This window comes from Pseudomonas sp. AC355 (genome assembly GCF_979258205.1).
Genome location: NZ_OZ409843.1, coordinates 5,118,677 through 5,140,833, shown reverse-complemented (window position 1 = coordinate 5,140,833; position 22,157 = coordinate 5,118,677). Strand labels below are relative to the sequence as shown.

Sequence of the window (22,157 nt, the reverse complement as noted above, 5' to 3'; positions counted from 1 at the left end):
GCCATGCGCATCGACCGCCTGCTCAGCAACCTGCCACGCTTCAACCGCCAGCACGCCCGCCTGCTGCTCGCCGAAGGACGAGTGCGGATCGACGGCCAAGTCTGCCGCGACAGCCGCGCCGAGGTGCGTGACTTCCACCGCGTGGAACTCGATGACGAGGTTCTCCAGGCCGGCAAAGCAGCGCGCTATTTCATGCTGCACAAACCGGTCGGCGTGGTCAGCGCCACCAGCCACCCGGAACACCGCACCGTGCTCGACCTGCTGGACGAGCCCGACAAACACGAGCTGCACCTCGCCGGGCGCCTCGACCTCAACACCAGCGGCCTGCTGCTGATCACCAACGACGGCCTCTGGTCACGCCGCGCCACCGCCCCCGACGGCAGCCACGCCAAGGTCTATAAGGTGGAAACCGAGCAGGTCATCGACCCGACAGCCATCGAGGTGTTCGCCAATGGCCTGTACTTCGCCTTTGAGGATCTGACCACCCGCCCTGCCTTGCTGGAAATCGAAGCGCCACACCACGCCAGGCTGACCCTGCACGAAGGGCGCTACCACCAGATCAAGCGCATGTTCGGGCACTTCCAGAACAAGGTCATCGGCCTGCACCGTGAGAGCCTTGGCGCCATCGAACTCGACCCTGCCCTGCCGCCGGGCGCCTATCGGCCGCTCACTCAGGCGGAAATCGACAGCGTCTGATCAACGACGGGACGGTTAATCCAGGTTCCGACCGTCTGGCTTATAAACAACAAGATTCTCCTGGCTGACATCGGCCTGTCATGCCGTGGCGCTTTCCTATGCATTCGACGTGTACGGCTAACGGCATCGCCGTCAGCCCCATTCATCCTTGCGCCAGGAAGGAATCCCCATGAAGCCAGCAACCGCTGTCGTCAATGTCCACGGGACGTACAAGGTACACACCGAATTCCACACCAACCCCGCAGCCAGCAAGACCATCATCCTGGTCAACGGCTCGCTGTCGACGACCGCCTCCTTCGCGCAAACGGTCAAATACCTCGGCACCCAGTTCAACGTGGTGCTCTACGATCAGCCCTACGCGGGCCACTCCAAACCGCACAACCGCAACGACCACTGCATCAGCAAGGAAGACGAAGCGGCCATCCTGCTGAACCTCATCGACTACTACCAGGCGCAGCATCTGATGGCCTTCTCCTGGGGCGGCATCGCCAGCATGCTCGCCCTTTGCGAACGCCCGGCCAGTCTGGAAAAAGCGGTGTTCGCCTCCTTCTCGCCAGTGCTCAATGCGCCCATGCTCGGCTACCTGGGCCGTGCCCTGGCGTGCCTGAACCACCAAGACAGCGACAAGGTCGGCCACCTGGTCAACGACACCATCGGCAAATACCTGCCCTCGCTGTTCAAGCGCTACAACCACAAACACATCAGCAGCCTGAGCCACCACGAATACCGGCAGATGACCGCACACATCAGGCAGGTACTGCACATGCAGGCTCACTGCCACACGGATCGCCTCGGCAGCATCGATATCCCGCTGCTGTTCATCAACGGCGAACACGACGAATACACCAGCGCGAGCGACGCCCGCCTGTTCGCCCGGCACATCCACGACTGCCAGTTCGCCACCGTCGACAACGCCGGCCACTTCATCGACATGGAACACAAAGGCGCCTGGCTGCATACCCAAAACGCCCTGCTCGGCTTTCTGCAAGGCAGCACCGCCGGCAGCCGGCGCTACGCCCGCTACCCAGATCTGCAGCACGCCATGGCCGTATGAGCAGCACAAAACAGAGCCCGCATACCGCTTCAGGGAGATTTCTGGCCGACGCGGGCTTCATTTCGCAGGCGACTTCCGGTATAAAGACGCACGCAAAAGCGGGCTTCGTATAATGGCATTACCTGAGCTTCCCAAGCTCATGACGAGGGTTCGATTCCCTTAGCCCGCTCCAGATCGCACACATCAAAGCCCTGCTCTTGCGGGGCTTTTTTGTATCTGGGCGGGAGCCGCTCTGCTTTGCAGAACTTCGGCAGAGAGTTGCCCCTGCCCACGCCCAAGTGCCCGTCAGGTAGAACAGATGGGGCGCGACACCCAGACCAAACGCCAGATCCGCCGAGCGAGATGAACCGGATGAGAAAGATGACCAAGCAACGCGCTTATCCATTAGCAGTAATGCTTCTCGCTTTTCTTTTCTCTAGCCTTTCCAACGCGGAGTCTCGACAGGTGGTCGATGTACTGGGCCGCAGCGTCACGGCGCCCTTGCCGGCCAAGCGGGTAATTCTGGGCTTCAACTTCGAAGACTACATAGCCGTAGGCGGTGATTCGGCGTTTGACTCGGTGGTGGGTATTTCCCGGGGCGCCTGGGAAAAGAAGGTGCCGTTGAACTGGCAACTGCACGTCGCTCATCGCCCAGCCATTGATCGCCTTGCCGATGTAGGCGAGGTGGAAACGCAGAGTTTCTCGGTCGAGAAAGTATTGAGCCTGAACCCGGATCTGGTGGTGCTGACGGCTTGGCAGTTCCAGGGTTTGCCAGATGAAGTGGCCCGTCTGGAAAAGGCCGGTGTACCGGTGCTGGTCATCGACTACAACGCGCAGACCCTGGAGCGGCACGTCGCCTCCACCCTGCTGCTGGGTGCCGTGACCGGGCAAGAAGCCAGGGCACGGGAATTGGCCGACCTCTATACAACCGCCGTCAAGGACGTGGAAAAGCGTATTGCCGATGCGCACAAACCCAAGCCGCGCATCTACCTCGAATTCGGTAACAAGGGGCCGGCCGAATACTCGTTCACCTACGGCAAGAACATGTGGGGCGCCCTGGCGACAGCCGCGGGTGGCGATAATATTGCTGCTCCCTTCGTGGAGTGGTGGGGGCCGATCAATCCTGAGCAGGTGCTGGTTGCCCGCCCTGAGGTCATTGTCATCTCCGGGCGCGAAGACAACAGCAACCCAACCGCGCTTTCCATGGGCCCCGGTGTAAAAGCCGAGACGGCGCGCCAGCAACTGCAGGCGTTTACTTCTCGCCCAGGCTGGGCGCAATTGCCTGCCATCCGCGATGGACGGCTGTACGGGGTTTACCAAGGTGCGTCTCGCAGCCTGGGCGATTTCGCCATGCTGCAATTCATCGCCAAGCAGCTCTACCCGGAGCTGTTCGCCGATCTCGACCCCGTGGCCAACTACCTGAACTACCACCGTACGTATTTGCCAGTGGCCCCCGAAGGTACGTACGCCATCGGCCTCCATGATTAACTACCCATGACCCTATCGACGCTCGAAAAAGACGCCATTGCCGAGCACCGCCTGCGTGAGCGCAAACGCTGGCGCAACTGCCTGTTGTTTGTCCTTCTGTGCGGCGGCTGCCTGGTACTGGATATCGCCACGGGGCCTTCGCTGTTGTCGCCCTGGGAAGTGCTGCAATCGCTGCTGAACATTGGCGATCGCCAGCCAATGACCGACACCATCGTACGTGATCTGCGCCTGCCGGTAGCACTCATGGCCCTCGCCGTTGGCGCTGCTCTGGGCGCCGGTGGCGCGCAGATGCAGACCTTGCTGAACAACCCCATGGCCAGCCCCTACACACTGGGCATGGCAGCTGCAGCGGGGTTTGGTGCAGCCCTCAGCCTGGCCTTCGGCAGCTTCGGGCTGGGCGCCTTGGTCGGCGTGCCACTGGGGGCTTTTGCCTTTTCGATGCTGGCGGTTCTGTTCCTGTTCGCGCTGGCAACGCTGCGTCAGGCCGGTAGCCATACGATCATCCTGGGAGGAATCGCCATGCTGTTCCTCTTCCAATCGCTGCTCTCGCTCGTACAGTTTCTGTCCTCGCCGGAGCTCTCCCAGCAGATCCTCTTCTGGCTGTTCGGCAACCTGGGCAAAGCCACCTGGACGACCCTGACCATCACCGCGGTGGTCACCTTGGCCTGCTGCCTGATCCTTATGGGTGACGCCTGGAAACTGGCCGCCCTGAGCCTGGGTGAGGCGCGCGCGGTGAGCCTGGGGGTGAACATCCGCTGGCTGCGCCTGAAGATTCTGATACTCGTCGCCGTGATGACCGCAACGGCGACCAGCTTCGTTGGCGTAATCGGTTTCGTCGGGCTGGTAGCCCCACACATCGCGCGGCTGCTGGTCGGCGAAGATCAGCGCTTCCTGCTGCCGCTCTCCGCGCTCTGCGGCGCCTTCATGCTGTCGGCTGCATCGGTGCTGTCCAAGTCCATCCTGCCCGGCGCACTGTTCCCGATTGGTATCGTGACGGCCATCGTCGGCGTGCCATTTCTGCTCTGGTTGATATTCGCACCACAGCGAGGCAGAGCATGATCCAGCTCGACGAACTCAGTATCGCCCGCACAGGGCGAACCATCATCAACGGGCTAAGCACCAATCTTCAGGCGGGCGCCATTCATGTCGTGCTGGGCCCCAACGGCACCGGCAAGACCACCTTGTTGCGTGCGCTGATGGGCGACTTGCCGCTGGCAGGCGGACGTATTACCCAGGGGCAGCAGAGCCTCGCTGGCAGCCGGCATTCGCGCCGAGTACTGCAAGCCTGGCGCGAAGACTTCGCCTATATGCCCCAGGACTGCAGCACCGAGGTGTCACTCTCTGTGCTCGAGGTCGTGGTGCTGGGCAACCTGGGCCAGATCGGCCTGCGCCTCGATGACGCGCTGTTGCAGCGCGCCATGGAGAAGCTCGGCCAGGTAGGTATCGCTCACCTGGCCGGTCGCGGGATCGGCTCACTCAGCGGCGGCCAGCGGCAAATGGTTTTCTTCGCTCAGGTGCTGATGCGCGAACCGAAAGTCATGCTGCTCGATGAGCCCGTCAGCGCACTGGATTTGCGCCATCAGGTCGCCCTGCTCGACCGCGTGCAGCATGAAACGCGCGCCAGGAACCTGGTAACGGTGGTCGTTCTGCACGACCTCAATCTGGCGTGTCAGTACGCCGACAATCTGCTGGTGCTGGTCGATGGCAAGCTGGCCGCCAACGGCCATCCGGGCGAGATCATCACCGCTGAGCTGATCAAGGCAACCTACGGGGTCACCGTCGACATCCTGCGGGATCGACAGAACCGCCCCGTGGTTCAACCGCTATCCGGCCAGGCGTGCGTAGACGCCTGACCGGAACAGCCATCAGAAGGTGTAAGCGAACCCTGTCTGTACGGTGCGCGGCTCACCCGGGTAGGCGTAGGCGTTGAAGGCACCTTCTTCGTAGCCCTTGTTGAACACGTTACGCACATCGAGATTCAGCTGCAGGTGCTCGTTGACCTGATAGAAGCTCAGCAAATCGGTAACCGCGTAACTCTCCATGGTGTAGGTCTGCGCCGCCGTCTGGCCGGCACGATCATCCACGTACTTGAAGTTGGCGCCCAGGCCCAAGCCACGCAGCGCGCCATCGCGGAACTCGTACACACTCAGCAGGTTGAAGCTGTTGCGCGGGATGTTGGCTTGGCGGGTGCCGCGCGGTAGCGAGTTGTCACGCGTCACCTCGGAGTCCGTGTAGGCATAGCCGCCGATGACTCGCCATTCGGGCGTCAGATCACCCGCCACGTTCACCTCGAAGCCACGGCTGCGCACTTCACCCGCGGCAATCCGAAAGGCTGGGTCGACCGGGTCGACGGTCTGTACGTTTTCCTTGGTGACGTGGAACACCGCCGTATCGATGCTCAGCAAGCCACCCAGCGCTGCCCACTTCATGCCCAGCTCGTAGGCCTTGCCCTCCTCCGGATCAAAACCGCCACCCAGACGCGCCGCGCCGGAGTTGGGCTTGAACGACTTGGAGGCGTTGGCGTAGACGGCGACGCTGTCGGTCAGGTCGTAGATAACGCCGACCCGCGGGGTCACGGCGTTGTCGGCCATATCCCAGTCGGCGTTCACCGGCCTGAGATCATCATAATCATGCTCGAAGCGCTCGATGCGCACGCCGCCCAGCACTTTCAGGCGCTCGGTCAGGGCTACCTGATCCTGCACGAAAGCCGCCCAGGTCTTCAGCTTTTCGCGATCATGAGTGGTGATATTGCCCAGCGCCGGGCGCGGCTGGCCGAGAACCGGGTTGAAGATATTGATCGGATACGCAGCGGTGGAGCGATTGATGATCGACTGGTAATCGTAGTTCTCGTATTCCACACCAGTGATCAGGGTGTGGCCGAAACCGAAAGTATCGAAGTTACCGGTCAGGTGCAGCTGCACGTCATGGTCGGTCCATTCAAGTTTGCGGTAGTTGAAGTTACGGTTGAGCGTCACGCCATCAGCCGCAACCCCATTGGCTTCGACCGCATTGCCCTTGAGCGAGCCGTCGAGGTATTGATAACCGCCACTCAATGCCCAGTCTTCATTGAGCTGATGCTCGAAGCGCAGTTGCACCATGGCGTTATCGTTGTGCAGTTTGTTGTCGGTGCCTTTCTCCCAGTAATAGGTCGAGTGGCTGGGCTGCCCGCGCTGGGTCGGGTAATGGGTCAGGCCGCGATCCAGCGGGTGATTGTTGCGCATGAAATCACCCTCCAGAACGATGCGCGTGTCGTCCGACACCTGCCAGCTCAGCACCGGCGCGATGCCATAGCGCTCGCTTTCCACGTCATCACGAAAGCTGTCACCCCCTTCGGCCATGACATTCAGGCGATACGCCAGTCGGCCTTCCTCGTCGAGCGGGCCGCCGGTGTCCAGTGTGCCACGGCGCAAACCTTGGTCGGTGAACTGGCTGCCAACCGTCGTACGCTGCTCGGCCAATGGCTGCTTGGTGATGACGTTGAAAGTGCCACCGGGATCACCGCGACCATAGAGGGTCGCGGCTGGGCCACGCAGCACTTCGACTCGCTCCAGGGTGTTGGCGTCTGGCGAGTTGGGATAACCGCGATTGATCGGGAAGCCATTGCGGTAGAACTCGCCGGTGGTAAAACCACGCACCGTGAATGTGGTCAGCCCCTGGCCGCCAAAGTTGTTGGCGCGGCCTACGCCACCCGCCTGATCCAGCGCCTGCTGCAAGCGAGTCGCGGAGATGTCTTCGATCACATCACGGGATACCACGCTCACCGACTGCGGCGTCTCGTGCAAGGCGGTATCGGTGCGCGTGGCGCTGGCCGAACGCGTGGCGCCATAACCAAGCACAGGGCCCGTAGCACTCTCGCTGGAGCCAGTGATGACGGAATCCGGAAGCTCGACTGCCGCGCCTTCTGACGCAGCTAACGTTGCGGCATGAACGCCAACGGAACAGAGAGACAGCAGGCAGATTGAGGCGTGATTCCAGCGCATGAGAGGCGGTCCTGGTAGGAAGGGCCGCGATTCTAATCCAGTTGATATTCACTAACAATTGCACCGAAGAATCAAATGCAAGACGGCGGATCTGTGAGCGCACAGGGGCAGGAAGGATGAAGACCACAGACGCCGGGATCGTGAGCAGACCCGCCCCATTGAGACCCATCAGTGCCAGCCACTGAGCCCGACTCGCATAGCCCCCATAGCTATCTTGAAAGGCGATTACAGCGATAAATCAGCGCATAGATATACGACAGAATCTGCTGCCAGGCGTGAACAACAACCATCGTGGCAAGGTAGACGGACGCCTGCGTGGCGCCCAGCGCCGTTACCGGCGCGAACTCCAGTACCATAGAAAAGGTGAAAGAGTTATTTTAGTTCCAACACCGAGCCAGCTGGCGGCTAGCTGGCGGCTCATAAATAAATCCGTCCCCTTTTTTCCCAGTCAGCACAGTGCCAATTCTGGTGGCAGCAAAATGATCAAGCGCCAAATAAGAGAAATGCTCTAAAAAACGGGAAGTTTGTAACTAAGCCCCAAAAGAAACTAAAAAAATTACTAAATACACCCGAGAACCACTTAAGAATAGCGCACTCGAGGTAGAACGTATGCCTAGCGAAATATTACTCGCCACACTGATAAAATCCTGTTCACCAATAATCAAAGCAGCCATAAAAAGCGGAATAAAAATCTTCAAGAGCCAAAAAACAGAATGGGATATTAAACAGTCCACAGAACGCCTTGCTCGACATATCATCGATATCAACACCGTAAAAACCTTATGGGAGAAAGACAAGGGAATACTGATTGATAGCTTTTACTACCCTCTCAAAATGAGACAAGGCCGATACAACATAGAACCTCACGGGGTAGATATTTGCTTTACAGAAAGAGCTATAGTTGAAGGAGTGGTAGGCCAAGGAAAATCAATACTACTTAGACATCTTTGCATAAAAGCACTTGAGAGTGGATTTATACCGATTTTTATAGAGCTCAGAACAGTTACATCTGAAACACCGCTCGAAAAATTGATCACCGAATATCTAGATATTTTAGGGATCGATGGCGCTCAAGAAACTTTTGATTACCTAGCAAGAAATGCAAGAATCAACATAATACTTGACGGCTATGATGAGGTAACACCAGGCTTAAATAATAAAGTTATATCATCGATAGAGCGCCTAAGAAAAAAATACGAAAAGCTTGGGATAATAATATCCTCAAGACCCTTTCATGACATACAAAGCCTAGCAGGCTTTGAAGTATATTCTCTAGAGACTTTAAAAGAAGAAGAGTACGAAGGTTTTTTAAAAAAACTAATACCCGATACAACCAGAAGATTCCTGATTACAGATGCTATATCTAACGCCCCCGAGAATATTAAGGGAGTCATAACCACACCACTGATGCTCACATTGCTAGTGATAGTCTATGAGTCAGAAAGCGAAATACCTTCAACACTTCCCGACTTCTTTGAAAAGCTTTTCAACACTGTATTCAGTAGACATGACAGACTAAAGGCAGGTTTTGAACGACGACACTTTAGCAAGCTATCCGAATCAAAGCTTCAAAAATTATTCGACGCTTTTTGCTTTATGATAGTGCAAGACGTAGGATCAAGATCAGTAAAATCTGATGATTTCAAAAACTGCTTCAACAAAGCACTTAGATATACTCAAGATGCAAAATGCGAAGTAGAAGATTTCAGGAGCGACATAGTCAAAGTAGCTTGCTTAATGCTAGAGGACGGTATCGGAATTGATACATTTCTTCACAAGAGCATCATGGAATACCATGCAGCTTCTTTTATTAAGAGCTCAAGCGACCCGGTATCAAAACAGTTTTACGAACAAGTTCATTTTGATTTCCCCAAGTGGTCACCGATATTAAACTTTTTAAGCAACATTGACTCTTATAGATATGCGCGAGACTATGTACTAGAAAATTATCCGCAGCAGCTATTATCAATCTCGAAACTACTTGCAAATAAAACGCAAGAAGGCTTAATAACGTATCTAGAGTACAGATTACCTAACTTTCATTTCGGCATTAGCGGCCATGAGCTAAAGTCGATAACATTAGGAATATCTCAGAGAGATTATTACGACGCACTAATAATACGTGGACTATTTAATAATGCTTACACACAAATATCAGCTGAAAATAGATTAGCCACCTACAGAGCCACAAGAGAAACACCCATGGCGAGTCAAATAAATCTAAGCGGCGACGGAATGCTTGGCATTTCAATTAAAGCATTCTTAAACAACTTCGACACCAAAGAAATCTGGACAGTGCTAAGTGAAGTAGAACAGGACATGTTAAGCGAAATCAAAAAGCATCAAGCGATAGTCGATGCAGAAGATAAAAAACATGAGATTTTCGCTTAAGTTTCCCCTGTGAACTATTCGTAAACCTTTACTACCTGAACACAGAATGGGCCGCCCCCCCCCCCCGCGGCTCTATCAAGAACCTGTCGAAAAAGTGTCGACATCACTGCGGTGCAAAGCGGAGTAAAGCGTGTAGAATCCGCGGCCAAGCGAGCAATGCAGGGCCTTTGCGGAGCATTGCGGGAGCTAGAAAAGGGTTCGATTCCCTTATCCCGTTCCAGACCAGACCAGACCAGAAACATGAAAGCCCTGTTTTTACAGGGCTTTTTTGTGGGCGATGTTCAAGGGTGGCGATAACCCATCGAAGCCTCGCTAACTCGCAAAGAACATACCCCGCTCCCTTTCCAGCAGTTTTCTAACTCGACGCTTTAACAGCTCTACTACTCAACGTGAACAACACCACCGCAACAAGGCAAACCGCAACCTGGGTTGCGCCCAGCGTAGTTACCGGCGCGAACTCCAGTACCGATACCAGCCAGGTGGTGATCGCGGCGGCGCCCATGGTCAGGAAGCCGAGCAGCGCGGAGGCCAGGCCCGCTTCCTTGCCGAAGGGGCCCATGGTGATTGCGGTGCCCAGTGGGTTAGCGAGGCCCATTCCCCAGAGAAATATCACCATCGATATCGAGTACCAGCCCAAGCCGGGGTTGTTTGGCCCGATTAGCAGCAGGCTGCCAGCCACCAATGCGGTGGCAAGGCCCAGGGTGGTGATCGTGCGGCTGCCAAAGCGGTGGGCCAGGCGTGGGGCTGCCATGCCGGCAGCGAACACCACGAACACGGTGGCGGCGAAGTACAGCCCGGCCTGCAGTGAAGACAGGCCCATCCCGCTCATCAGGATCGCCGGTGCGGCAGCGAAGGAGGCGAACAAGCCGCTCATCAACAGGCTCACCGAGGCGGCCGGCAGGATGAATTTGCCGTCGCGGAGCAATCTGCCGTAAGCGGCCACCACGCGTGGTGCCGAGAGCGCGACTCGGCGTTCACGGGGCAGCGTTTCGCCAAGGCCCCGGGCGTAGAAAAATCCGATGACAACGGCGGCTATCCCGACCATCAAGAAGATCGCCCGCCATCCCAGAGCAGTGGTCAACACGCTGCCGAGCAATGGCGAAAATCCGGGTGCTGCCGCGGTGGCAATCATCGTCAGCGACAACGCGCGCCCCAGGGTTTCGCCCTCGAACAGATCACGGGCAATGGCCCGCGCCAGCACGGCGGCAGCGCAGACCCCGAGCGCTTGTGTGACGCGCCCCGCAATCAGCACATCAAGGCTGCTGGCAAAGCCTGCGACCAGTGTGCCGATCACGAATAGCGCAAGCCCGCCCAGAACCAGTCTCTTGCGCCCGTACCGATCGGCCAGCGGCCCCACCACCAATTGAGCGAATGCGAAGGTGATGAAGAAACTGGAGAGGGTCAGCCCCAGTTCCCGAGAGGAAACGCCAAGCTGCTGGCCGATTTCCGGGAACGCGGGAAGGATGATGTTGGTGGAGAGGATGCTGATCGCAGAGAGGCTCGCCAGCAAGGCGACGATTTTACCCGTCAATGCCGGGCTGCCTTCGCGGGTCGTTGCGGCATCGATTGCCACCGGTTGACTGTCGACGCTCATGGCGTTGCCTCCCAGCGGCGAAAAAGTATGCTGGCATTGACGCCGCCAAACCCGAAGCCATTCGAGAGCGCGTGGGTGATGGGCATCTTACGGGCGCTGAGCGCGACCAGATCGAGCCCTTCCGCACTTTCATCGGGCTCGCCCAAGTTCAAGGTGGGCGGCACGATCTGATCACGCAGCGCCAGCACCGTGAAGATCGCTTCGATACCGCCTGCCGCGCCCAATAGATGGCCGGTGGCGGACTTGGTCGAACTGATCGCGACGGATGAATCATGGCCGAACAGCGAGCGGATGGCCGCCAGTTCGCCCTTGTCGCCAACCTGGGTCGATGTCGCGTGGGCATTGATGTGCTGCACATCGGCGGCGTTCAGGCCTGCCTGGGCGAGCGCTTGCTGCATGGCGCGACGGGCGCCGCTGCCATCTTCCGGGCCGGCCGTAAGGTGGTAGGCGTCGGCGCTGGTGCCGTAGCCCACCAGTTCAGCCTGCGGCGTGGCGCCGCGTGCCAGGGCGTGCTCGAGCGACTCGATCACCAACAACCCGGCGCCTTCGGCCATCACGAAACCATCGCGGTTACGGTCGAAGGGCCGCGACGCCTCTTGCGGCCGCTCGGCAAAGCCGGTCGAAAGCGCACGGGCCGCCGCGAAGCAGCCAAGGGTCACGCGATCGATGGCCGCTTCCGTACCACCACAGATGGCGATATCCGCTTCACCGCTTCTGATCAGCCGAGCAGCATCGCCAATGGCCTGCACGCCAGCAGCGCACGCGGTCACCGGCGCGCCGAGCGGCCCTTTGAAGCCGTGACGGATCGAGACGTGCCCCGCCGCCATGTTGGCGAGAAACGACGGTGCGGTGAACGGCGAGAGCCGGCGAGGCCCGCGCGAATCGGTAATCCGCACGGCTTCAGCCATGGCACCGAAGCCACCCACACCGGAGGCGATAATGGTCGCCGTTCGCTGCTGCTCTGCTTCGCTGGTCGGGTGCCAGCCCGCCTGTTGCAGCGCTTCATGCGCGGCGACAAGGGCGAACTCGATGAAGCGATCCATTTTCTTGCGTTCTTTGCTGGGGATGATCAGCTCGGGTTGATACCCGGCGACGGCATCGTCCTCCAGCGTCGGCACTTGCCCGCCCACGGTTACACCGGTGCCTTCGGTGATCTCTGTCGGCAGCGTGGCAATGCCCGAGCGCCCGGCCAGCAGCCGGCGCCAGACCTCGTCTACACCACAACCCAGCGGCCCGACGATACCGGTGCCGGTGACCACGATGCGTTTATGTCTTTGGAAATCGATCATTACAGCCTCCTCGTGCTCGGTATGCGCCCGCCTCGTTTGGCATCAGGCTGGCGCTTGGGCATTGGCGGTGTGGGGGCGAATCTTGAACCAGATGGAATACATCGCCGGCAGGAACACCAGGGTCATGATGGTGCCGACGAACGTCCCGCCGATCAGCGTGTAAGCCAGCGTGCCCCAGAACACCGAATGGGTCAGCGGGATGAAGGCGAGGATGGCCGCCAGTGCGGTCAGCAATACGGGCCGGGCTCGTTGTACCGTGGCCTCGACGACGGCATTGAACGGGTCGAGCCCCTCGCTTTCGTTGTGGTGGATCTGCCCGATCAGGATCAGCGTGTTGCGCATCAGGATGCCCGATAGCGCGATCAGGCCAACCAGGGCATTGATACCGAACGGCTGCTGGAACAGCAGCAGAACCGGCACCACGCCGATCAACCCCAGCGGCGAGGTGAGGAACACCATGACCATGGCCGAGATCGAGCGCACTTGCAGGATGATGATCAACAGCGTCAGGGCGATCATGATCGGCAGCAGCGGCAGAATCGCCTGGCTGGCCTTGCCCGACTCTTCGATGGAGCCCGCCATCTCGATCCGATAACCGTCGGGAAGTCCGTCGATGATCGGCTGCAGCTCTTTCCTGAGTGCTGCGGAAACGTCTGGCGGCTGCAGCTCTTCGGCAATGTCGCCACGCACAGTGATGGTGGGCGTACGGTCGCGGCGGCGCAGGATGGGGTCTTCCATGCGCACATCGACCTCGCCGATTTGCGAGAGCGGGATGCGCTGACCGGCAGCCCCGACCAGCGTGAACCCTTCTATCTTGGCCGGATCGAGACGGATATCACCCGCTGCGCGCCCCACCACCTGCACGGAGCGAATGTCTTCGCGCACTGCCGTGATCGGCACGCCCGACAGCAGGAACTGCAACTGCTGCGCAACCGCGTTGGAGGTCAGCCCGACAGCTTGCAAACGATCCTGATCCAGCGAGAAGTGCAGCGTCGGCACCAGTGGGCCCCAGTCGGTATTGACCGTTCTCATCATCGGGCTGGCCTGCAGCACGCCCTGAACCTCGGCGGCGATTTCGCGCAGCCGAGCGGGATCGGGCCCCATTACCCGATAAGCCACCGGGAATGGCGAGTACGGGCCAAACACCAGTTGCGTGACGCGCAGCCGTGCTTCCGGGGCCAGGCCCTCGGATGTCGCTTCACGTATGCGCTGCTTGAGCGTTTCGCGCGCCTTCTGACTGTCCGTCAGCACGACGATCTTGGCAAAGGACGGATCAGGCAGTTCGGGCGCCATTGCCAGGTAAAAGCGTGGCGGGCCCTGGCCGATGTAAGAGGTGACGATCTTGGCTTCTTCCTGTCCTCGCAGCCAGCTCTCGACCTTGATCGCGGTGGCGTTGGTCTGCTCGATGGACGTGCCGTAAGGCATTTGCACTTCGACCAGCACCTCGGGGCGGTCGGAGGTCGGGAAGAACTGCTTCTTCACCAGGCCCATGCCAACCACGGCGACGACGAAGCACATCACCACCGCGCCCGCCACCAGCCACTTGCGAGCGATGACGACGGCCAGCACCTTGCGAAAGCGGTTGTAGTGGCGGGTGTCATAGATGGCCGCGTGGCCGCCTTCGACCTGCTTGATCTGCGGCAGCAGCTTCACGCCCAGGTAGGGGGTGAACGCCACCGCGACCACCCAGGAGGCGATCAGGGCGATGCCGACGATCCAGAACATGTTGCTGGTGTACTCGCCGGCTGTGGACTGTGCGAAACCGTTAGGCATGAAGCCGATAGCGGTGACCAACGTACCGGAGAGCATCGGCGCGGCCGTGTGGCTCCAGGCATAGGCCGACGCCTTGAAGCGGTCGTAGCCCTCCTCCATTTTCACCACCATCATTTCGATGGCGATGATGGCGTCGTCCACCAGCAGCCCGAGGGCAAGAATCAGCGAGCCCAAGGTAATGCGATCGAAGTTCTTGCCCGTGGCTGCCATCACCACGAAGACGATGGCCAGCGTCAGCGGCACGGCAGCGGCGACCACGACGCCCACGCGCCAGCCCATGCTGATGAAGCAGACCAGCATGACCACCAGCAGCGCGACGAAGAACTTGACCATGAACTCATCAACGGACGAGCTGATATTGACCGCTTGATCGGTAACTTTAGTGAGCGTCATGCCCAATGGCATGCCTTCGTTGATCAATGCCGTTTCAGCGTCGAGTGCCTGCCCCAGATCGAGACCGTTCCAGCCCTCGCGCATCACGATGCCCAGCAACAACGCAGGCTCGCCGGCGTTACGAACCAGAAAGGTTGCCGGGTCTTCGTAACCACGTTCCACCGTGGCGACATCGGACAGTTTCAACGTCCGCCCCTGCACGCTAATCGGCGTGTCGCGAATCTTCTCCAGCTTGTCGAAAGCGCCATCGAGGCGCATCACCACCTGTGGCCCGCTGGTTTCGATGGAGCCGGCAGGCGTCAGTGCGTTCTGGCTGTTCAGTGCAGCGAAGATGTCCTGCGGCGCGACGCCCAGCGTGGCCAGCCGGTCGTGAGAAAAAGACACGAAGATGCGCTCGGCCTGCTCACCGATGATGTTGACCTTCTTCACGCCCGGAACATGCAGCAGGCGCTGACGCATCGATTCGGCGTCGCGTACCAGCTGCCGCTGGGGTTCGCCCTTGGCCTTCAGCGCGAAGAGCGCGAAGGTCACGTCCGAGAACTCGTCGTTGACCATGGGCCCGATGACACCGGCAGGCAGCGTCTTGGCTTCATCACTGAGTTTCTTGCGGGCCTGGTAGAACTCCTCCTGGACTTGCGAAGGCGGCGTGCTGTCGAGCAGCGACACCATGGTGAATGCCAGCCCCGGGCGCGTATAGGTTTCGGTGCGGTCGTACCACTTCAGCTCCTGCATGCGCTTTTCCAGCGGCTCGGCGACCTGATCCTGCATCTCCTGCGCGGTGGCGCCCGGCCAGGCGGAGATGATCGTCATCTGCTTGACCGTGAACGGCGGGTCTTCCGCGCGGCCCAGCTGGAAGAACGCCAGCGTCCCGGCCACGGCGATCAGCAAGATAAGGAACAGCGTGATGGAGCGCTCGCGTACCGCAAGTGCAGAAAGGTTGAAGCGCCCTTCGCTCATGGCTGACTCCCGGCTACACGGGCGTTCTGAGTCGGGGCAACCCTGACTTCCTCACCGTCGCGCAACAGGTGCGCGCCCAATGCCACGACCTGCTCACCGGATACCAGCTTGCCGGCGACACGCGCCGCATCGTCACCAATGGCCAGCACCTTAACGGGACGCCAGGACACTTTCGCCGGTTCGCCGGAAATCACCCATACGCCCGAGCCGTTGCCTGGATCATGAAGGGCGGCAATCGGCACCTGCAGAACCTGCTCAGGTGTTTTTCCCTCGGCGATGCCCAGGGTTATGGTCGAGCCGAGCGGCGCGTTCGCCAGCGCGCCGTCGAGCACGTACCTGGCTTCGAAGGTGCGGGTGGTGGCATCAGCGGCCTCGGAGAGTAAACGCAGTTTGGCCGTAACGGCAGCGCCGCTGTCGCCATACAGAATGGCTTGGGCCGTGGAGCCCGGCACCGGGCGCAGGGTTTCGGGGAGGTGCACGATGGCTTCGCGCTGGCCAGCGCGTGCCAGGCGCACCACCGGTTGCCCGGCACTGACCACCTGTCCGGGCTCGGCCAGTGTTTCCATCACCACGCCATTGGCGTCGGCCAGCAATGCCGCGTAGCCCGTGGCATTGCGCGCGACGTCAGCCTGGGCTTGGGCCGCACTGAGCTGCGCCTTCGCGGAATCAGCAGCTGCCTTGATCTGATCGTAAGCCGATGCCGAAACCGCACCTGCCGCGACGAGACCGCGATAGCGCGCCTCGTCATCAGCCGTCTGCTTGGCTCGTGCCCTGGCGGAAGCAACCGCCTCCTGCTGCGCACGCGCCTGCAGTTGCAGGTCGACCGGGTCGAGGCGCATCAGCGGTTGGCCGCGCTTGACCGTCTGCCCGGTATCGACCAGACGCTCGAGTATCTTCCCGGAAACGCGAAAGCCGAGATCGCTCTGGGTACGAGCAACGACGACCCCGGTGAACGTGCGAGCGACATCGGCCGAACGCTCGACCGATGCCGTCCTGACCAGAGGCGGCTTGTTACGTGGGTCTTTGCTGACGGAAGAATCGCCGCACGCCACCAGGACGACAGGCAATAAACAAACGACGAAGGTGGCGGGCTTGAGGCGCATGGGTTCCATTACTCAAGAGCAATACGGGAACCACATTCTTTGACCTGTGACCAATATTGTCAATGGTCACAAAGATTATCTACGGCGCCAAGCTACGCAATATCAAAGCAGGCAGATGCACGGCCGCCTCGGGAACGGTGTCGAGGTTGTACTGCAACTGAGCGGAGTTCACGTACGGGCGGATAACCAGAAAGATCGCGTTGGTGGTTTCGTCCAGCGGCGTCTTGCGCTCGAATTCACCCGCCTCACGCCCATCGAGAAGGATCTGCTGGATGATTGCGCGGATGCGCAGTTCATGAGCCTTGACCGACGGCCACTGATCGCGCGAAGCGACCGCAGCGATGTCATAGAGCTTGCGGTCGTGGAAGAAAAGATCGCTACCTGCCTCTGAAATCGAGCGGAACAGACGCCTCAGCTTCTCGGACGCGGTCGGCGCATCGGCGATGGCGGCATCAACGATTTCCATGATCATGGCCAGTCGATTCGAGCAGATCACCTCACCGATGGCCTGCTTGGAATCGAAGAACTTGTAGATGTAGGCCTTGGAAAAACCGATGGCCTTGGCCAGGTCGGACACGGTGGTCTTCTCGTAACCGTAGTGGCCGAAATGCTTGGTCGCCGCACTGATGACCTGATCGCGGACATCATGATCCAACGGCCCACGCGTGGATGGCGTATTCATATTTTCGTTCATGCCTGCAGCTTAACTCCATGGTGAGCTGATTGACAGCAAGTGACCAATCTATAATATGGTCACACCCTATATCTCGCCTGAGAGAACGCTATGCCTCCCTTCCGTATTCTCGCTATCGTGGTGAGCACCAGCCTGGTCGCAGGTTGCGCGGTCGGCCCGGACTATCAGCGAGCGGACGCTCCGCTGGCTGATCGTTATCTCGGCCAGGCCGCCGTAGAGCAACGGCCAGACGCCAAGCCCGCCAACTTTGCACAGTGGTGGGAAGGCTTCGGTGACCCGCTACTGAGCAGTCTGGTCGCCAAGGCATTGGAGCAGAACCTGGATATGGCACAGGCACAGGCTCGTGTTTCCCAGGCACGCGCCGGGCTCGGTGCAGCCAATGCGGCGCTGCTCCCCTCCGGCAGCATCAACGGACAAGCCGCGCGCGCCTACCAGTCAGTGGAAACGCCACTCGGCCAGGTGCTCGACTCCACGCCTGGCTATGACCGCTATGGTAATAGCTATGAGGCCAACCTCGAAGCGAGCTGGGAGCTGGATGTGTTCGGAGGCTTGCGTCGTGGCCGGGAGGCCGCAGTCGCCGAGTATCAGGCATCCGAGGCTGGCGTAGTCGCCATCCGGCTGGCCATCGCCGCGCAAACCGCGGATGTCTACACGGCCATTCGTGGCTTGCAGGCCCGCCTCGAGATTGCCGAGCGTCAGGTCAAAACCCAGGAGGACTTGCTGGAAAAAGTTCGTCTGCTGCACAGCCGAGGCCTCGCCGCCGAGTTCCAGATGCATCAGACCGAGGGCGAACTGTCGCAGGTTCGGGCAAGCGTACCGGTGCTACAGGCAGGGCTAGATGCAGCCATGAACGCGCTGGATGTGGTGCTCGGCGCACCGCCAGGCACGCACCGTGACGAATTGTCTGCAGCCAGTGCAATTCCACGGGCACCACAGATTTCGGAAACCGGCTCGCCGGCCGACCTGCTGCGTCGCCGCCCCGACCTCATCGCCGCCGAGCGCCAACTCAAGGCTGCCAATGCGCGCATCGGCGTGGCGATCAGCGAGTATTACCCAAAGTTTTCACTCGGTGCGCTGATCGGCAGCGCGACCACCTCGGGCGGCAACCTGTTCAGCAGCGGAGCCAGCCAATCGGCGGGCGTTCTGGGGTTGCGCTGGAGGCTCTTCGACTTCGGCCGCATCAATGCCCAGATCGATCAGGCCAAGGGCCAGGAAGCCGAAGCGCTCGCCAGCTATCGCCTCTCAGTGCTGCGCGCGACAGAAGACGTCGAGAATGCGTTCTCTGCCCTGGTGAACCGAGAGGCTCAAGCCTCGACCCTCATCGCGGGAGAAACATCGCTGACGCGTGCCCGGCAATCTTCATTCATCGCTTATCAGAACGGCACGGCCAGCTTGATCGATGTGCTCAACGCCGACGAGACGCTGCTCCAGGCTTCCGACGCGAGAGCGCAGGCGCAGATTGAGTCGGCCCGCGCCGCGATAGCGGCATTCCGTGCGCTGGGCGGCGGCTGGCAGCCGCAAGCTCACCCGGAAGTAGCCGACAGCGGCGTTAGCGGCTGATGCTTCAGCCCTGCTGACCTTCCAGCGCTACGGCTCGCTGCCAGCTTGGCAGTGCAGTCAGACGCTGCAAGTAGGCGGCAAGGTGGGGATACCGCTCGCCCAGGGCCAACTGCTCCACCACGGTGATCGCTACGAAGGCCAGCATGAAGTCCGCGCCGGACAGCGTCTCGCCGAGCACGAAGTGCTTGTCGGCCAGAAACTCATCCAGGTAACCCAGCACCTTGTCGAACTCGGTCTGGGTATAGCCGCCGAGGAACGACAGCGTGGTGCCGGCGTCCTGCTCGAAGCGGGTGAAGATCTTCAGCAGCACCGGCACCATCGCCGAGCTTTCGGAAAAGTGCAGCCACTGCAGGTAGTGAAGATAAGCCGGCGAGCTGAAATCCGGCTCCAGCCGTGGCGCAAAGCGACGGATCAGGTATTCGACTATCGCCCCTGACTCGCTCAGCAACTGCCCGTCGATTTCGATGACCGGTGATTTGCCCAGCGGGTGAATCTGCTTGAGAGAGTCCGGGGCCAGATGGGTGGCGGGGTTTCGCTGATAGCGAACCAGCCTGTAAGGCTCACCGATTTCTTCCAGTAGCCAGAGAATGCGCAACGAGCGCGAGGCATTGAGGTGGTGAAGCGTGATCATCGGATGTCCTTGTCGATCGTCGAGCTGACAGGAAAAGGCTGAATCCCCGTGCAGCATCTGCACAGGCGATTCAGCCTCGCTCAGCGGTTACTTGAGTTGCGCGAGCAGCGCCTTGGCGACGTCTTCCGAGCTGGCGGGGTTCTGGCCAGTGATCAGCTTGCCGTCTTCGATCACGAAGGGCGCCCAGTCCTGGACCTTTTTCGTACAGGCCACCAAGCTTCTGGAACTCGTCCTCGATCAGGAACGGCACTACGTCGGTCAACTCAACCGCAGCCTCTTCACCGTTGGTGAAGCCGGTGACGCGGCGGCCCTTGATCAGCGGCGAGCCGTCGGCGGCTTTGACGTGACGCAGTACGCCAGGGGCGTGGCAGACGAAGCCGATAGGCTTGCCGGCGCGCTCGAAGGCCTCGATCAGGCTGATGGACAGCTTCGACTCGGCCAGATCCCACAGCGGACCGTGGCCGCCTGGGTAGAACACGGTGTCGAAGTCCGCATCACGGATGGTGTCCAGCTTGACGGTATTGGCCAGGGCCTGCTGTGCAGCAGGGTCGGCCTTGAAGCGGTGAGTGTGCTCGGTCTGGAAATCCGGCAGGTCACTTTTCGGGTTCAGCGGTGGCTGGCCGCCGGCCGGTGAAGCCAGCACCACCTCGGCGCCAGCGTCCTTGAACACGTAGTACGGGGCCGCGAACTCTTCGAGCCAGAAGCCGGTTTTCTCGCCGGTGTTGCCGAGCTGATCGTGGGAAGTCAGCACCATCAATACTTTCATCATGAAATCCTTCTTGTGGCCGTAGGGTTCTGGATTAGTCGCCTAAAGAGCCACGGAGTGCCCGAAGCTTTGCAGTTTATGCTGCAAGTAGCAGTACGCGCCTGAGTAGGAACACCGTCACCAGCGGCCCACCGCTTTGGCGAATCTCGATATTTGCAAACCGCCATAAGCGGGCTACGGCCCTTCTTGAGGGACACAGGACATAAACGAAAACACCGGCATTACGCCGGTGTTTTCTGTTCTCGCTTGCCGCTCGCCCTAGCGCTTGTCCTTGCGCTTCTTCTCGGCCTTCTTGTGGTGGCTCATCAGGCGACGCTTCTTGTTCACCTGGCGATCCGTAAGGGTATTTTTGTTGCCCTCATACGGGTTCTCGCCACCTTTGAACTCGATACGGATCGGCGTACCGACCAGCTTGAGTACACGACGGTAGGTGTTCTCCAGGTAGCGAATATACGACTTGGGCACCGCATCGACCTGGTTGCCGTGGATCACGATCAACGGCGGGTTGGCGCCACCCAGGTGAGCGTAGCGCAGCTTGATGCGACGGTTGTTGACCATCGGCGGCGCATGGTCGCCCACGGCGTCTTCGAGGATCTGGGTCAGGCGGTTGGTCGGCCAGCGCGTGATCGCCGACTGGAACGAGGCCTGCACCGACTTGTAAATATGACCCACACCGGTGCCATGCAGCGCCGAGATGAAGTGAATGTCAGCGAAGTCCACGAAGAACAACCGGCGTTGCAGCTCGGTCTTCACGTATTCACGCTCGCTGGGCTCCATGCCGTCCCACTTGTTCAGCGCGATGACCAAAGCACGACCACTCTCGAGCACGAAGCCGAGCAGGTTGAGGTCATGGTCGACCACACCTTCGCGGGCGTCCATGACGAACACCACGACGTTGGAATCCTGAATCGCCTGCAGGGTTTTCACCACCGAGAACTTTTCCACCGCTTCGAAGATCTTGCCGCGGCGGCGCACGCCGGCAGTGTCGATCAGGGTGTACTTCTCGTCATCGCGCTCGAACGGGATGTAGATGCTGTCGCGGGTGGTGCCGGCCTGATCGTAGACGATGACCCGATCTTCGCCGAGCATGCGATTGACCAGGGTCGACTTGCCGACGTTGGGACGACCGATGATGGCCAGCTTGATGCCGTCCTTCTCGCTCGGGCCGGGAATACGCTTGGGCTCCTCGCCCTCGGCGACGATTTCAGGTTCTTCACCGTCAGCCAGCTCGCCAGCATCCTTGGGAAAGCTGCCCAGTGCCGCTTCGAGCATCTGGGTGATACCACGGCCATGGGCACCGGCGATGGCCAGGGCTTCGCCCATGCCCAGCGGGGCGAATTCCGCGCGGGCCAGATCCGGGTCTATGTTGTCGACCTTGTTGACCACCAGGAAGCTGCGCTTGTTGCGCTTGCGCAGGTGCTCGCCAATCATCTGATCGGAGGCGGACAGCCCGGCACGGGCGTCGACCAGGAACAGCACGGCGTCGGCTTCTTCGATGGCGTGCAGGGACTGCTCGGCCATCTTTGCGTCGATGCCTTCTTCGTCACCGGAAATACCACCGGTGTCGATCACGATATAGGTACGCCCCTGCCATTTGGCCTCGCCGTACTGGCGGTCGCGGGTCAGACCCGAAAGGTCACCGACGATCGCGTCGCGGGTGCGGGTCAGGCGGTTGAACAGGGTGGATTTGCCGACGTTCGGCCGGCCCACCAGGGCAATTACGGGAACCATTCGGCTCTCCACTTCGTTATTTCAGAAAATACAAAAGCCGCTGCACAGGCAGCGGCCACAAATCTTGCGCTATCTGCT

15 protein-coding genes, 1 tRNA gene and 1 pseudogene are annotated in these 22,157 nt (G+C 59.9%); 8 read left to right on the top strand and 9 right to left on the bottom strand.

The window, feature by feature from the left end:
* Positions 1-3 precede the first annotated feature (3 nt).
* The 6 genes from ACZ0AI_RS23915 to ACZ0AI_RS23890 all read left to right on the top strand — a co-directional run bounded on the left by ACZ0AI_RS23915 (position 4) and on the right by ACZ0AI_RS23890 (position 5,070).
* A complete protein-coding gene (locus tag ACZ0AI_RS23915; protein WP_463563986.1) occupies positions 4-696 on the top strand; it encodes a pseudouridine synthase in 693 nt (230 codons plus the stop codon).
* 169 nt (positions 697-865) lie between these two features.
* On the top strand, positions 866-1,750 hold the full coding sequence (locus tag ACZ0AI_RS23910) for an alpha/beta fold hydrolase (protein ID WP_463563985.1): 885 nt from the start codon (positions 866-868) through the stop codon (positions 1,748-1,750).
* A 98-nt stretch (positions 1,751-1,848) separates the two neighbouring features.
* Positions 1,849-1,922 (top strand) — tRNA-Gly (locus ACZ0AI_RS23905).
* 188 nt (positions 1,923-2,110) lie between these two features.
* Complete coding sequence (locus ACZ0AI_RS23900; protein WP_463563984.1) at positions 2,111-3,217, top strand: ABC transporter substrate-binding protein; 1,107 nt, start codon at positions 2,111-2,113, stop codon at positions 3,215-3,217.
* Between the two features lie 6 nt (positions 3,218-3,223).
* A complete protein-coding gene (locus ACZ0AI_RS23895; RefSeq protein WP_463563983.1) occupies positions 3,224-4,276 on the top strand; it encodes a FecCD family ABC transporter permease in 1,053 nt (350 codons plus the stop codon).
* Complete coding sequence (locus ACZ0AI_RS23890; protein ID WP_463563982.1) at positions 4,273-5,070, top strand: ABC transporter ATP-binding protein; 798 nt, start codon at positions 4,273-4,275, stop codon at positions 5,068-5,070. Before ACZ0AI_RS23895 ends, ACZ0AI_RS23890 begins: the two co-directional genes overlap by 4 nt.
* A gap of 12 nt (positions 5,071-5,082) precedes the next feature.
* Here the strand turns inward: ACZ0AI_RS23890 and ACZ0AI_RS23885 are convergent, their stop codons facing one another.
* The gene (locus ACZ0AI_RS23885; protein ID WP_463563981.1) at positions 5,083-7,197 is read right to left on the bottom strand and encodes a TonB-dependent siderophore receptor; all 2,115 of its coding nucleotides are present in this window, start codon (positions 7,195-7,197) and stop codon (positions 5,083-5,085) included.
* Between the two features lie 609 nt (positions 7,198-7,806).
* On the opposite strand from ACZ0AI_RS23885, the gene ACZ0AI_RS23880 reads away from it, so the two are divergent.
* Entirely contained in the window at positions 7,807-9,588 is a 1,782-nt protein-coding gene (locus ACZ0AI_RS23880) for an NACHT domain-containing protein (RefSeq protein WP_463563980.1), read from the top strand.
* Positions 9,589-9,943: 355 nt separating this feature from the next.
* On the opposite strand, the gene ACZ0AI_RS23875 is transcribed toward ACZ0AI_RS23880, so the two are convergent.
* The 5 genes from ACZ0AI_RS23875 to ACZ0AI_RS23855 form a co-directional block, all read right to left on the bottom strand.
* Positions 9,944-11,182, bottom strand: coding sequence for a multidrug effflux MFS transporter (locus ACZ0AI_RS23875; RefSeq protein WP_463563979.1), 1,239 nt, complete (start codon positions 11,180-11,182; stop codon positions 9,944-9,946).
* Positions 11,179-12,471, bottom strand: a complete 1,293-nt coding sequence (gene fabF, locus ACZ0AI_RS23870; protein ID WP_463563978.1) for a beta-ketoacyl-ACP synthase II — start codon at positions 12,469-12,471, stop codon at positions 11,179-11,181. The genes ACZ0AI_RS23875 and fabF overlap by 4 nt, the downstream gene beginning before the upstream one ends.
* 42 nt (positions 12,472-12,513) lie before the next feature.
* Complete coding sequence (locus ACZ0AI_RS23865; RefSeq protein ID WP_463563977.1) at positions 12,514-15,594, bottom strand: efflux RND transporter permease subunit; 3,081 nt, start codon at positions 15,592-15,594, stop codon at positions 12,514-12,516.
* Complete coding sequence (locus ACZ0AI_RS23860; protein ID WP_463563976.1) at positions 15,591-16,697, bottom strand: efflux RND transporter periplasmic adaptor subunit; 1,107 nt, start codon at positions 16,695-16,697, stop codon at positions 15,591-15,593. The genes ACZ0AI_RS23865 and ACZ0AI_RS23860 overlap by 4 nt, the downstream gene beginning before the upstream one ends.
* 79 nt (positions 16,698-16,776) lie before the next feature.
* Entirely contained in the window at positions 16,777-17,391 is a 615-nt protein-coding gene (locus ACZ0AI_RS23855; protein ID WP_463563975.1) for a TetR/AcrR family transcriptional regulator, read from the bottom strand.
* A 90-nt stretch (positions 17,392-17,481) separates the two neighbouring features.
* On the opposite strand from ACZ0AI_RS23855, the gene ACZ0AI_RS23850 reads away from it, so the two are divergent.
* The gene (locus tag ACZ0AI_RS23850) at positions 17,482-18,951 is read left to right on the top strand and encodes an efflux transporter outer membrane subunit (RefSeq protein ID WP_463563974.1); all 1,470 of its coding nucleotides are present in this window, start codon (positions 17,482-17,484) and stop codon (positions 18,949-18,951) included.
* Between the two features lie 4 nt (positions 18,952-18,955).
* Here ACZ0AI_RS23850 and ACZ0AI_RS23845 read toward each other — a convergent pair whose 3' ends face one another.
* The 3 genes and pseudogenes from ACZ0AI_RS23845 to der all read right to left on the bottom strand — a co-directional run bounded on the left by ACZ0AI_RS23845 (position 18,956) and on the right by der (position 22,079).
* Positions 18,956-19,582, bottom strand: coding sequence for a glutathione S-transferase family protein (locus ACZ0AI_RS23845; RefSeq protein WP_463563973.1), 627 nt, complete (start codon positions 19,580-19,582; stop codon positions 18,956-18,958).
* Positions 19,583-19,669: 87 nt separating this feature from the next.
* A pseudogene (locus ACZ0AI_RS23840) lies at positions 19,670-20,348 on the bottom strand (type 1 glutamine amidotransferase domain-containing protein).
* Between the two features lie 258 nt (positions 20,349-20,606).
* Positions 20,607-22,079, bottom strand: a complete 1,473-nt coding sequence (gene der / locus ACZ0AI_RS23835; protein ID WP_225834412.1) for a ribosome biogenesis GTPase Der — start codon at positions 22,077-22,079, stop codon at positions 20,607-20,609.
* Positions 22,080-22,157: the final 78 nt, after the last annotated feature.

Bases quoted from the DNA above. Each gene is read 5' to 3' on its own strand.
- ACZ0AI_RS23895 (WP_463563983.1), top strand. From the start codon at position 3,224: ATGACCCTATCGACGCTCGAAAAAGACGCCATTGCCGAGCACCGCCTG.
- ACZ0AI_RS23915 (WP_463563986.1), top strand. From the start codon at position 4: ATGCGCATCGACCGCCTGCTCAGCAACCTGCCACGCTTCAACCGCCAG.
- ACZ0AI_RS23845 (WP_463563973.1), bottom strand. From the start codon at position 19,582: ATGATCACGCTTCACCACCTCAATGCCTCGCGCTCGTTGCGCATTCTC.
- ACZ0AI_RS23865 (WP_463563977.1), bottom strand. From the start codon at position 15,594: ATGAGCGAAGGGCGCTTCAACCTTTCTGCACTTGCGGTACGCGAGCGC.
- ACZ0AI_RS23875 (WP_463563979.1), bottom strand. From the start codon at position 11,182: ATGAGCGTCGACAGTCAACCGGTGGCAATCGATGCCGCAACGACCCGC.
- ACZ0AI_RS23850 (WP_463563974.1), top strand. From the start codon at position 17,482: ATGCCTCCCTTCCGTATTCTCGCTATCGTGGTGAGCACCAGCCTGGTC.
- ACZ0AI_RS23885 (WP_463563981.1), bottom strand. From the start codon at position 7,197: ATGCGCTGGAATCACGCCTCAATCTGCCTGCTGTCTCTCTGTTCCGTT.
- der (WP_225834412.1), bottom strand. From the start codon at position 22,079: ATGGTTCCCGTAATTGCCCTGGTGGGCCGGCCGAACGTCGGCAAATCC.
- ACZ0AI_RS23900 (WP_463563984.1), top strand. From the start codon at position 2,111: ATGACCAAGCAACGCGCTTATCCATTAGCAGTAATGCTTCTCGCTTTT.
- ACZ0AI_RS23890 (WP_463563982.1), top strand. From the start codon at position 4,273: ATGATCCAGCTCGACGAACTCAGTATCGCCCGCACAGGGCGAACCATC.
- fabF (WP_463563978.1), bottom strand. From the start codon at position 12,471: ATGATCGATTTCCAAAGACATAAACGCATCGTGGTCACCGGCACCGGT.
- ACZ0AI_RS23910 (WP_463563985.1), top strand. From the start codon at position 866: ATGAAGCCAGCAACCGCTGTCGTCAATGTCCACGGGACGTACAAGGTA.
- ACZ0AI_RS23880 (WP_463563980.1), top strand. From the start codon at position 7,807: ATGCCTAGCGAAATATTACTCGCCACACTGATAAAATCCTGTTCACCA.
- ACZ0AI_RS23855 (WP_463563975.1), bottom strand. From the start codon at position 17,391: ATGAACGAAAATATGAATACGCCATCCACGCGTGGGCCGTTGGATCAT.
- ACZ0AI_RS23860 (WP_463563976.1), bottom strand. From the start codon at position 16,697: ATGCGCCTCAAGCCCGCCACCTTCGTCGTTTGTTTATTGCCTGTCGTC.